The following is a 239-nucleotide window of genomic DNA, read 5'->3' as shown; positions in this document are numbered from 1 at the left end:
GGATATAGATTCGCTATATTGGCACGTATCTAAGGTTGCAAAAGATGCTATATACCTAGATCTAGAAACGAAGTCATATCTCTGTGGTGACCATAACGCAGTGCAGAAGCAATTTATCGTCCAGACACCTGACGGTTATCTGTTTAGGTTTTGCGAAGACGTGCTAGATTAAATTCTTAAGGTATTGCATCACGGAAACTCGCCAGATTTTACGTACAAGATGCATAAGGTCAATCTGT

Annotated in this window: 1 pseudogene; it reads left to right on the top strand. The window is 40.2% G+C overall.

From position 1 onward, the window contains the following. Positions 1-172, top strand: a pseudogene (locus AB4585_RS27565) (VOC family protein); the annotation flags it as partial. Positions 173-239: the final 67 nt, after the last annotated feature.

The organism is Vibrio sp. 10N.222.49.C9 (genome assembly GCF_041474985.1).
Taxonomy (GTDB): domain Bacteria; phylum Pseudomonadota; class Gammaproteobacteria; order Enterobacterales; family Vibrionaceae; genus Vibrio; species Vibrio crassostreae_C.
This window is presented reverse-complemented; position numbering and strand designations above follow the sequence as displayed.